Source organism: Streptomyces sp. NPDC037126 (assembly GCF_055605965.1).
The window spans coordinates 117,334-128,437 of the sequence record NZ_JBVJTD010000021.1; the positions used below are offsets into that span (position 1 = coordinate 117,334).

Sequence of the window (11,104 nt, forward strand, 5' to 3'; positions counted from 1 at the left end):
GCGAGACGGCGACGGCCGGGGCCCCGGACGTGTGCTCGTCCGGGGCCCCGGCCCGCACCCGGAGACGGGTGCTTGTGGGTCAGCTGCCGCAGGTCCTGCGGACGTAGCCGCCGTCGCCCGGCTTCGAGACCTCTTCGTCACGCTGGACGATGGCGATCTTCTTCGAGTAGCCCGCGCAGGCCTTCTTGAGGCCCTTCTTGCTGTACTCGATGTCCACGACGTGGTTGCCGAAGGCCTTCGTGTAGTCGCCGCACTCCGAGTAGGTGCCGCACTCCTCGGTGACCGCGAAGTCGAGGCCGAGGGACTTGGCCTTCGGGGCCAGCTCCGCGGTGTTCTTCTGCGCGATCGCGAGGTGCTTCGCGTGCGCGTGCTGCACGAGAAGGGACATGTACGCCTCCGCGTCGGCCGCGGTCAGCCCGCGGAACCGGGTGTAGGAGTCGTAGTTGTCGGGCTCGACGGCGTTGAAGCCCTTCTTGGCGCACTTGTCGATCGTCGCGTCCGTCTTGGCGGCGAGCGCCTTGCGCTTGGCCGAGGTGGAGATGTCCAGGGCGTACTCGCCCTCCCAGTCCGGGTCCTCGGCGAGCCGGCCGCCCTCCTTCAGCAGCAGGCCGGTCCACTCCTTGCTCTTGCCCGGCTGGCTCTGGAAGGCGTTGATGTAGCAGATGTTGTAGAGCCCCTTGGCAGGGCTCTGCGAGTTGTCGCGGCTGACCACGCCCACCCCGGCGGGAGGCGTGTACGCGTCGCCGATCTGGTAGTCGAATCCCACGCCCGTGGGGGGCAGCTTGACGGCCGGCTGCGAGGCGTTGGCGGCGGTGAAGCCCCAGACGGACGCCCCCAGTGCGGTGGCGGCGAGGACGGGGACTCCGACCCGCACCAGAGAGGAGCGGCGCTTTCTTCTGGAGGGCATGCAAACTCCTTCACGCACCGTCCGGGCACAGTTCGTCGACCGGTCCGGCGGTGCTGGAAGAGGGGGACGGGAAGAACAGGAAAGCAGGGGAAAGGAAAACGGCACGAAGTCAGGGAAACCGTGTGTCGCGTGCCGTGTCCTTCGGGTGCCGTCGCCGACGCCGCGGAAGGGTTCCGGCCCGACCCTGCCATTGGCCGACGACACTATCGGACGGACAAAGCACCGGGTGACACACCGGATCACCCCGCCCGATCGGGCAAGACCGCCCGGGTTTCCCGGCGGCGCCGTCCTCCGGCGTCGGCGGGCGGGCTGGTCGGCGGAACCCGTGGCCCGGTCGAAGTCACCTACGGAATACGGAAAGGGAAACCGGCCACGAATTCAACGCGGTCGCGGGCAACGGCCTCCGACACGCCTGAAGTGATTGCCTGTTGGGGCAGTTTCGGCGCCGGCACGGCTTGTCTGATATCCGGCGGATTCCTTAGGCTCAAAGCCCGGTGCCGCGATGTGCCGAATCCGGAACAGTACTGCCCGACGCCCACCGTGATCATCCGTTCCTGGTCCCCTCTCGGGACACGAACCACTCGTAACCGCACACAGAGGAAAGCCAGATGGACGGGATAAGTAACGGGACGATCAGCATGGTGGCCGCCTTCCTGGTGGCCCTGCTGGGGTCGGCACTGGGTCTGCGGTCCGTGGTGCGTTCGGTCCGCTACCAGCAGGGGTGGAAGCCGGGCTGGCTCGCCATCGGCGCGACCTCGATGGGCTGCGGCATCTGGATGATGCACTTCATCGCCGTGGTCGACTTCAGCGTGCCGGGAGCGTCGGTCACCTTCGACACCACGCGTACGGTCCTCAGCCTGGTGGCCACCGTCCTCGTCGTCGGTCTCGGCATGAGCCTGGTCGCCTACCGCGGACCCCGCCCCGCCGTGCTGTGCCTGTCGGGTACCGTCACCGGACTCGGTGTGGCGGTCACGCACTACCTGGGCCTGGCCGCGATGCAGGTTCACGGCACCGTCCACTACCGGACCCCCGTCGTGCTCCTGTCGCTGCTGATCGGCGTCGTCGCGGCGACCGCCGCCCTGTGGTCGGCCGTCTCGATCCGCGGGTTCTTCTCGTCGCTCGTCGCCAGCCTCATCATGGCCGTGGCCATATCGGGAATGTACTACGCCGCGACGGCCGCGGTCAGCATCCATGTGAGCCAGGGCACGGCGGTGGAGCCCGGCAGGAGCGCGATCGCCCTGCTGCCGCTCCTGATCGGCCCCGGCTTCTTCATGCTGCTGGCCACCGGCATCGTCGCGTTCGACCCCCTGTTCGTCCTCGGCGCGGGCGACTGGGACGACAGGCCGACCGCCAAGGCCGCCTCGCCGTCGGAGAACCAGATCTCCGACGTCTACCTCACGTATCCGGACTCACGGCGCTGACCGGCTCCGGCGCGGCAGGGCCGGACACACCGGGGCCGGGCGCCGGATCAGGTCGGGACCGCCAGGCGTGCGCCGCGCACGCCCTGACGCGGGGGCCGTGTCCTGCCGGTGTCCAGTACCACGATCACCGCCTTGCCGGGCCGTTCCGGGCAGGTCCGCAGGCCCACATACCCGTCCCGCTCCGTGGCCAGGCAGTGGATGATGTGCAGGCCCCGGCCGTGTTCGTCGGTGGCGGGCACCCCCCTCAGCGGGGGCCTGTGCGGGTGGTCGTCGTACACCTCCACCTTCAGCCGCCCGGCCCACAGCCGCACGGAGACCTCCACGTGCGAGACGGCCTCCGCGCCGTGCACCACGCTGTTGGTGACCAGCTCGGTGACGATCAGGGCGGCGGTGTGCACCACCGGGTCGTCGGCCGTGAAGCCCCAGTCGGCCAGCGTCGCGCGGGTCAGGTTCCGGGCCCGCGGCGCCGAGTCCGGGCCGACGGGTATGACGAAGTGGATCGCGTGGTGGGAGAGAGACATGGCCAGATCCTCCAGCGGCTCGCCTGCGCGGCCGCGCCGGGTGGCCGGTCCCGGCACGGCTGCCACTGCTGCCTTGCGGCGCGGTGGGTGTTCGCCCGCCCGGGTACCGGCTCGGACGAACCCCCTCGGCAAGGTCTCGCACGTGGCGAAAACGGTGTCCGCCATCCAATGAACGGCATGCGCTCCGCCGGCGGGCCAGGAATTTCCCCTAGGACCCCGCGGGGGCGAGCAACTGCACGAGGTCACGGACCTGCCTGCGGTTCTCCACGTCCCCTTTGACGCAGATGTTCCGCAGGTGGTACTCGACGGTCTTCGTCGTGACGTACAGCTCCCGCGCGATCTCCTTGTTGGTCCACCCCTGGCCGACGAGTTTGGCGACGTCCTGCTCCCGGTCGGTCATGGCCGCCCAGAACCGCTCCGCCCGGGAGGTCCCGACCGCGCTGTCGGTCCGCTCCAGCAGTTCGACGCACCGCGCCTCCAGCGGGTCGGCGCCCATCTCCCGCAGCACTCCGGCCACCTGGGTCAGCTGCCGCGCAGCCTCCACGCCCTGACCGGACTCGATCAGGAACCGGCCGTAGTCGCAGCGGAGCAAGGCCCGGTGCAGCACGGGTTCCCCGCCGTCGGAGCTGACGGCGAGGCCGTCGCGCAGGTGACGCAGCGCGGCACGCAGGTCGTGCCGGGCCGCGCTGGCGTTGCCCCGCACCCAGGCGGCGCAGACCGCCGCGGCCGCCCCGTGGAACGCCAGCCCTTCCAGCACGGCCGCCACCTCGTCCGCGGCGTCGGCGTCCCCGCGCCTGGCGTGCGCGACGCCCAGCATCGGAAGGAACCACAGCCGGTAGACACGGGCCCGTGCCTGGTGAGTGGGCTCGTTGATCATGCGGTCCAGCGGGTCGATCACGGCCCGCCAGTCCTCGCGTGCGAACGCCACGGCCGCGGAGGCCTGGGCCAGGTGAAAGCTCGGGCCCCCGAAGTCGGTCCCCTCCGCGAGGGAACGCGCCTCGGCCAGCTCCTCCTCGGCCGTCTCCCATCTGCCCTGGAAGCCGGCGAGCCAGGCACTGAAGCAGTGCAGCATGGCGAAGTCGGTCTCCCGGCCCAGAGTCTGGGCCTCGTCGAAGGCCAGCGACAGCAGCCGCCGGGACTCGGCCCATCTCCCGAGCAGGATGTTGCAGGCGGCGGCGTGGATCACCGCGCCGAAGCTGCCGTGCTGGGCGAGATGATCGGGGGCCCTGCGCCGGGAGACCACGGTGAGGTCGCCCAGCGCGGCGTGCAGCTGTCCGGTCAGGCCCCGCAGAATGCCCCGGAACGCCAGCGAGCTGAGGTCGTACAGGGCGACGTCCGCCGGATTCTCGCGCAGATGCGACAGATGGAGCAGCGCCTCGGCCGGTCCGCTCAGCAGGGCACTGGCGTAGGTGAGGACGGACTGCGCCTGGCCGGTGACGGAGGGGTCCGAGCTGTGCGCGACGGCGAACTGGGCGGCCTGCACCGCCTGCCGGCCCAGGCCGAGCGAGATCTGCACGGTGGACAGCTCCATCGCGGCCCGGCTCGCGTCGTCCTCGTCGCCGTCATAGCCCCGCCAGGCCTTGAGCAGGTGCTCGGCGGCTCCCGCGTCGCGGCCGCGGGCGATCTCCAGCAGGCCGAGCGCCTCGGCGCGTTCCGGCCCGGCCGCGGTGGCCCGCACGCGCGGAGCCTGGGCGAGGGCCGGCTGGAAATGCCCGCTGATCACCAGCAGCCGCACGGCCCGCAGCAGCGCGGCACTGCGGGCCGCCGCGTCCGGATCGACCTCCGAGACACCCAGGAGGTACTGGGCGGCCCGGGGCAGCTCGCCCTGGCCCAGTTCGGCCTGCACCGCCGCGCGCAGTTGCCTGGCCAGCGCCACGTCGTAGGTCTCGGTGGCCGCGACCTGGTGCCGCCAGCGTTCGGGCGGATCGAGAACGGCGGCGGCGGCGCGGTGGAGCCTCTTGCGCCGCGCCAGCGGGATGCCGGCGTAGAGGGCGTCCCGCTGGCCCTGGTGGGTGAGCGAGATCCGGTCGTCACCCGCGCCCGCGGACACCCAGGTGGCGGCTCCCTCCGTGATCAGGGGCTCGATGTCCTCCAGTAGCGTCGACGAGCCGGTCATGCGCTGGAGCACGGGCAGGGCGGCGGGTGCCCCGAGGACGGTCAGCGCCTCCAGCACCCGGATGCTGTCCGCCGGGAACGTCCTGACCCAGTCCTGCACGACCTGGGTCAGGGAGGGCGGCACCGACATGTGCGCGGGGCTCTCGGGCAGCAGGCCGTCCGGCCCCGCGGGCCGTATCAGAGCGCGCAGATACAGCGGGTTCCCCGCGCTCCACCGGTGCACCACCGCCAGCCGGGGGGGCGACACCGGGAAGACGCCCAGGGCGGCGAGGAAGTCGCGGGTCTCCGCCCCGGAGAACCCGGTCACGTCGATCTGCGTGGTGCCGGGCCGGTCCCGGTGGAACCCCATCTCCCTGCGGGTGTCGTGGGCGTGCTCGGTGTTCACCACGGCCAGCATCCGGTCGCCGGCCGTGCGCAGCAGCATGAACCCGAGTGCCTGGAGCGAGGCGGCGTCGACGTGGTGGGCGTCGTCGACCATGAGGACGAGGGGACGCCCGCCCTTGAAGTCGTCCACCGCGGTGATCAGCGCACCGCCGGCGCTCAGCACGGTGCAGTCCGGGGCGATCTGGTCGTGCGCGCCCCGCTGGTCGCCCTGCAGGGACTGCAGCAATCGGTTGACCGCCGCGAACTCCATCAGGCGCTCACGGGGCGTTCCCGCGACGCGCACCTGCCGGAAACCGGTCAGCCCGGCCGCGAACGCTTCGGCGATGGCGGTCTTGCCGATGCCGACGGGCCCGCTGAGAAAGACGACCTGCCGCTCCCCTCGCGCGGCCTGCTGGGCCAGGTCCGACAGATGCTGCAGCTGCTCGGTCCGCCCGATCAGGGCCGGTGCTGTGGTCATGGCCGGTGCCTCTCCGCCGCGTGGGGCGGCGATGAGCCTGGCGCATCCGCCGCGCTCCAGCACTAACAGGGTCCGTCCCGGTCCGCCACGACGCACGCGGGCCGGACGCCGGGGCGAACGCGGGGGCGGTTGCGGACGAAGGAAGCGGGCGCGGTCACGGCCGCAGGCGGCGGGCCGGAACGGTCACGGGCGGGCGGACCGGGCGGGGGCGGCGGCGGGCGGGCGCGTCGTCCACCGGGACGAGGCGGGCACCGAGCGCGTACGCGTTGAGGGTGGTGGGAGCGGGTGCCTCATGGTCCTCGCCGACGCCGACAGGCCCGGGGCGGCCGCCCCGGGCCTGTCGGCGTCGGCGACGGGTTCCAGGCGCCGGAGCAGCGATCCCGCCTCGCTGGGGTGCACGTCCGCTCCGATGCCGGTCAGCGCGCATGCGGAGGGCAGGACGGCGGACGCCCGCGGCCGGCTGCACGGGCCCGAGCTGCGCGCCACCACCGCGTCCCGGCGTACACCGCACAGCTCCTCGGCCGCCCCGCCACGGGTTCCCGGCCGTCCGGCTCCCGCTCCCTGCCCGATCAGGCGGACGGGGGCGGGTCGCCGGGTGTCCCGCCGTCCGTCACGGTCACCGGCGGTGTCGAGGACGACGGCGTGGGGGACGGGGACACCGACGGACCGGACGTGACGGACGGAGAGGGCGACGGGGACGGCGACGGCGGGACGGACGGAGAGGGCAGGGTGGACGGAGAAGGCGAGGGCACGATGTCCTGGTCGCCGGCGAAGGCCTGCATCCACTTCAGCACGGCGTCGGCGTAGGCCTGCGAGTGGTTGTAGCTGAGCACCGCCGCCGTGAGGTCGTCGGCGCGGGACAGGTCACGGTCGTCCGCGCACAGGTACCGCGCAGCGGAGAGCGCCGCGTCGAAGATGTTCTGCGGGTCGGCGACATGGTCGCCGTTCCCGTCGGCGCCCCAGACCCGCCATGTCCCGGGGACGAACTGAAGGGGCCCCACGGCGCGGTCGAAGTGGGTGTTCCCGTCCAGCCGGCCGCCGTCGGTGTCGTGGATCGCCAGGTACGGGCCTCCGTCCAGCAGCGGACCGTAGATGTGCGGAGTCGCCGTACCCGCGGCGTCGACCGCGCCGTTGTGCGCCTGGCCCGACTCCACCTGCCCTATGGCGGCGAGCAGTTGCCAGTGCAGATGGCACCCCGGCTGCCGGCCGCGTTGTGCCGACTCCGCGACGAGGTAGGCCTGGTACAGCGTAGCCGGCAGGCTGAGGGTCGTCCCCGGCACCGGCATCGGAGGCGGCAGGAGCGGCGCGGAGACGCCCGGTGACGGTGTGTCCGGCACCGAACCCGACGGTGCGGCCGGCGGGGTGTTCTGCGACATGCCGTTGTCCAGGGGCCGGGGAAAGGCCTGGCTGCCGACCGGCGGTACGTCCGAGACCCCGGAGTCGGCACGCTGCGTACCCACCACAGCGGCGGTCGCCGCGCACGCCACGGCGAGAATCGTGAGTGCCTGGGTGGCCCGCTGGAGCGATCCCGCCATGTGTTCTTCTCCAGGTCCTGACAGTGTGAATCCCCGGCGCCCGGTCCGGTTTCGTCTCAGGTGAGAAGAGCACGCGCGCGGTCCGCCGGACGGCTGCCGGCCGGCATGCTGCGCCTTCGCCCCCGCACCCCGCCCGTTCGGGCACGCGGCGTCCCGCGCCGATGCCTGGAACGATCCCGCTCGACGTCCCCTTTCGCCCCAAAGGGAAACCGTCGGTCCCCAAGCGCCGCCTGATCGACGCTTTTCGTGAGGGTGCCGTCCACCTACGGTGCTCGCACCGCGGGCGGCCCCGATGGCACGGTCCGCTCACAGGTGAGGGGGTATCAGGGATGATCAACGCCGATGATTTGCGCGTGAACCTGCAGGTGACCTGGGAGCAGGAGGCTCGCGGAGAGACCTGGCAGAAGCTGACCGAGACGCTGCAGAATTCAGATCTCGCTGCATGGGCCGACTGGCTCAGGGAATTCAGCGAGAGGCGCCCGGACGTTCTGGAGGCGCTGTCGGGAGAACCCTGGGAGCTCTACCGCGAGAAGGCCACGGACGCGTTCGTCCAATGGATGGGGGAACAGGGGCAGTGCGAGGTCCAGCCCGCGGACCAGTACACCCAGGCGGCCTACGCTCAGGACCAGTACGGCCCCCAGTGGGGCCAGGGCGTCGAACAGGACATGTCCGCCATCGCTCACACGGGGTACTTCGAGGCGCCCTCGGCGCAGACGCAGGCGGCCGATCCGTATCCCGCGGGTATGGCGGCCGCCGACGGCCCAGTGGACCAGGAGCTCGCGCGGGAGGCCCTGCAGATCTTCGCCAGCCCGTCCGACGATCCCTCGGTCCTGACGGACGAGCACATGGCGGTGCTCCAACAGCTGCCGATCGAAGTCGAACGGGACGCCCCTGGACGGCCGAACCTGAGCGGACTGTGATCCACCACTGAGCCGAGACAACCGACGTTCAAGGAGTCATCCGTGACGAACCCTATGGCCGGCATGCCTGCGGTTGCGCTGGTCAACAATGTGTACACGATGATCAAGGATCTCAACGCCAAAGGCGTCATACAGAAACAGAGAGACGAAACAGTCTCGACCATCCCCGATCATCTGGTTCAGCATATTGATTACAGCAGACACCAAGAGTTCACGGTCCGTAGCCTCTTCTACACCCATACACGCTTCAAAGGCATCCAGGAGCACCTGGGGATCGATCCGAGTATCGGCGTGGAGCTGGCATATCAGATACGATTCACTACGGTTTCACTGGACTCGCAAAGCCTGCATGAAGGCCGTCAGGACAGGAACAAGAACATCCGGGATGGCGAACCAATCAGTCTGGACGGCCTACGGAAAGCTCGACTGGATCGCGAGAGAGCCGACAACTCGCTGCAGCAACTGACGGCGGAACAGGCCGCACTGAAGCAACAGCACCCCGTCAAGAATCAACGCAGCGCGCAGGTCTCGCAGCGCCTGTCGGAGTTGCATGATCAGATCATCTACTATCAAGGGCAGAGAAAACGGGCCCAAAGCGTCATCAGTGAGGCGAAGATCTACGCCAGAACACCCGACCCCGGAGCGCAGATCTCAGCCTTGTCGAAGTTGAAGTTCATCTCGAACTTCAGCTTCGAATTCATCGGTGATCCGAAGTTCTCCACGGGACTCAAGGGAACCGGCAACGTGAGCATCGGCGCGATGAAATCCCTCCAGCAGGACGCCAAGGTATGGGTCAATTTTACGTGGAGTGAGGAGCAGTTCCTGGGCACGGGCTACGACTCGAGAGGAACCGTCGAGATATCGCTCGACCCGACAGGCCAGCCCGTCGCCAACGGAACCGGAAAGTTTTATGACCGTTTCATAGAAAACAGGTTCTGACGGACTGCCCGGTGCGCGTGCTGGAGCAGCACGCGCATTCTCTCAGGAGACCAGCGAGAAGAACTCCACTTCGGACAGCGCCACGTCCCCGTTGTCCTCCGCCGGGTAGTCCTCACTGATCGTCATTTTCACGGACTTGATGAGGACGGCGTGGTCGAGGTCGAACTTCTGCGGCTTCACCGTGTCCTTCAACGTGATGTTCATCTGCGATCCGTTGCTGAAGTTCAGGATGACCAGCCGCGGGCGGCCGTGCGAGGTGAAGCCGTCGACCGCGCCGGACGTGAGGATCATCTGGTTCAGGGTGACCAGCCGGCCGAAGTCGAAGGTGAGCGTGCGGGCCTTCTGCCGGACGTCCGCCCCCTCCTCGTACTTGGCGGCCCAGTAGGTGTTCGTGAACTGGTCCGCCGCCTGCTCGGCACCATGCCCCACGACGGACGTGCTGGCCGTGACCCTGGCCGGGCGCACCGGGTCGTACTGCGACTCGATCACGCCGGTGACCCTGTGCCGGACGTACTGCGTCTCGTGGTCCACATAGCCGCGGAACGGCGGGTAGGACAGGTAGGCCACGGTCGAGAGGGTGACGACGCCGCCGCCGGCCAGCTGGACCCTGCGGTACCAACGGCGCCAGCGATCCCCCGGCCGCTCGACATGCCCTTCCGGGGAGCCCTGACCGTGAAGGTCGGCGTTCAGGGCGATCTGCCTCGGGCCACGGCGCCGCCGCAACCGGTGCCACCAGCGGCGCCGTACGACCTCGGCCTCCTCCAGACTCGCGCCGCATCGCGAGCAGAACCGGCGGCGGGGGCTGTTGCCCTGCCCGCAGTCACCGCAGATCAGGTCTCCGGGCCGGAGTGCGTTCTGGCGCCGGGTGTGCCAGTCGGACCGGATCGGCCTGGACCGGCGCGGCTGCGGGGGCACGGCCGGGATGGTGTCGTCCGGGTCGGCGAGACCGTCGACGAGGGTGCGCGGTGGCACCGGAGCCACGAGGAACGAGGTGATTCTCTGCGTGTCGTCGCCGACGGTCAGCCGCGGCTCGGTGTCCGCGGTGGGCGAATGCAGGGGCACGCTTCCGGGCCGGCTCCCCCGCCCCTCGTCCTGTCTGCCCGCCAGTCCCGTCGAAAGGCTGAGGGTGTCGTCGTCCAACCACGCGGAGCGCGTGTCCGCCGCCCGGAGCCCCGCCCCGGCCGGGGGCGGCCCCGGTGCGGGGGGTGCGGGCCTCGGGCCGGTGTCCCGGCCCCCCGGGGACGATGCCTCGTCCGGCAGCGTGCCCCGACGACCGAACCCAGCCGCGCCCAACCCACCATCGGCCCTCGGAGGCACTCCCCCAGGCCGCCCAGGCGCGGACGGCAACCCACCCAACCCCCCAGGCGGGGACGGCAACCCACCCAAACCCCCGGGCGCGGACGGCAGACCACCCGCACGCCCAGGCGCAGACGGCAACCCACCCAAACCCCCAGGCGCGGACGACAGACCAACCGAACCCCCAGACACCGACGGCAGACCACCCGCACGACCGGGCACAGGCGGCCACCCACCCAAACCCCCGGGCGCAGACGGCAGACCACCCAAACCCCCAAGCACCGACGGCAGCCCGCCCGGACGACCGGGCACAGGCGGCAACCCACCCAAACCCCCAGGCCCAGACGGCAGACCACCCAAACCCCCAGGCACCGACGGCAGACCACCCGCACCCCCAGGCGCGGACGGCAGACCACCCGCACCCCCAGGCGCAGACGGCAACCCACCCAAACCCCCAGGCGGGGACGGCAGACCACCCGAACTCCCAAGCACCGACGGCAGACCACCCGCACCCCCAGGCGCAGACGGCAACCCACCCAAACCCCCAGGCGCGGACGACAGACCAACCGAACCCCCAGACACCGACGGCAGACCACCCGCACGACCGGG

General features: G+C 70.6%; 8 protein-coding genes. 3 read left to right on the forward strand and 5 right to left on the reverse strand.

The genetic code is table 11. The features are described from left to right. Positions 1 to 79: 79 nt before the first annotated feature. Positions 80 to 907 (reverse strand): endo alpha-1,4 polygalactosaminidase, encoded by an 828-nt coding sequence (locus tag ACZ7FF_RS34930; protein ID WP_470817493.1) that lies wholly within the window; start codon positions 905 to 907, stop codon positions 80 to 82. A gap of 608 nt (positions 908 to 1,515) precedes the next feature. Here ACZ7FF_RS34930 and ACZ7FF_RS34935 point away from each other — a divergent pair. Next, complete coding sequence (locus ACZ7FF_RS34935) at positions 1,516 to 2,328, forward strand: MHYT domain-containing protein (RefSeq protein ID WP_470817495.1); 813 nt, start codon at positions 1,516 to 1,518, stop codon at positions 2,326 to 2,328. 47 nt (positions 2,329 to 2,375) lie between these two features. Here ACZ7FF_RS34935 and ACZ7FF_RS34940 read toward each other — a convergent pair whose 3' ends face one another. The 3 genes from ACZ7FF_RS34940 to ACZ7FF_RS34950 form a co-directional block, all read right to left on the reverse strand. After that, positions 2,376 to 2,849 carry an ATP-binding protein gene (locus tag ACZ7FF_RS34940; RefSeq protein WP_470817497.1) on the reverse strand — a complete coding sequence of 158 codons (474 nt, stop codon included), beginning with the start codon at positions 2,847 to 2,849 and terminating at the stop codon, positions 2,376 to 2,378. Between the two features lie 208 nt (positions 2,850 to 3,057). Continuing rightward, a complete protein-coding gene (locus ACZ7FF_RS34945) occupies positions 3,058 to 5,805 on the reverse strand; it encodes a helix-turn-helix transcriptional regulator (protein ID WP_470817499.1) in 2,748 nt (915 codons plus the stop codon). Between the two features lie 569 nt (positions 5,806 to 6,374). Further along, positions 6,375 to 7,340, reverse strand: coding sequence for a lytic transglycosylase domain-containing protein (locus ACZ7FF_RS34950; protein WP_470817501.1), 966 nt, complete (start codon positions 7,338 to 7,340; stop codon positions 6,375 to 6,377). Between the two features lie 329 nt (positions 7,341 to 7,669). On the opposite strand from ACZ7FF_RS34950, the gene ACZ7FF_RS34955 reads away from it, so the two are divergent. Both ACZ7FF_RS34955 and ACZ7FF_RS34960 read left to right on the forward strand, forming a co-directional pair. After that, positions 7,670 to 8,260, forward strand: a complete 591-nt coding sequence (locus ACZ7FF_RS34955) for a hypothetical protein (protein WP_470817503.1) — start codon at positions 7,670 to 7,672, stop codon at positions 8,258 to 8,260. Between the two features lie 42 nt (positions 8,261 to 8,302). Continuing rightward, entirely contained in the window at positions 8,303 to 9,199 is an 897-nt protein-coding gene (locus ACZ7FF_RS34960; RefSeq protein WP_470817504.1) for a hypothetical protein, read from the forward strand. A gap of 42 nt (positions 9,200 to 9,241) precedes the next feature. Here ACZ7FF_RS34960 and ACZ7FF_RS34965 read toward each other — a convergent pair whose 3' ends face one another. Then, complete coding sequence (locus ACZ7FF_RS34965) at positions 9,242 to 10,261, reverse strand: NADase-type glycan-binding domain-containing protein (protein ID WP_470817506.1); 1,020 nt, start codon at positions 10,259 to 10,261, stop codon at positions 9,242 to 9,244. Positions 10,262 to 11,104: the final 843 nt, after the last annotated feature.

What these genes read in the sequence shown, in the direction of transcription:
- ACZ7FF_RS34930 (WP_470817493.1), bottom strand. Translation starts at nt 907, where the DNA reads ATGCCCTCCAGAAGAAAGCGCCGCTCCTCTCTGGTGCGGGTCGGAGTC.
- ACZ7FF_RS34935 (WP_470817495.1), top strand. Translation starts at nt 1,516, where the DNA reads ATGGACGGGATAAGTAACGGGACGATCAGCATGGTGGCCGCCTTCCTG.
- ACZ7FF_RS34940 (WP_470817497.1), bottom strand. Translation starts at nt 2,849, where the DNA reads ATGTCTCTCTCCCACCACGCGATCCACTTCGTCATACCCGTCGGCCCG.
- ACZ7FF_RS34945 (WP_470817499.1), bottom strand. Translation starts at nt 5,805, where the DNA reads ATGACCACAGCACCGGCCCTGATCGGGCGGACCGAGCAGCTGCAGCAT.
- ACZ7FF_RS34950 (WP_470817501.1), bottom strand. Translation starts at nt 7,340, where the DNA reads ATGGCGGGATCGCTCCAGCGGGCCACCCAGGCACTCACGATTCTCGCC.
- ACZ7FF_RS34955 (WP_470817503.1), top strand. Translation starts at nt 7,670, where the DNA reads ATGATCAACGCCGATGATTTGCGCGTGAACCTGCAGGTGACCTGGGAG.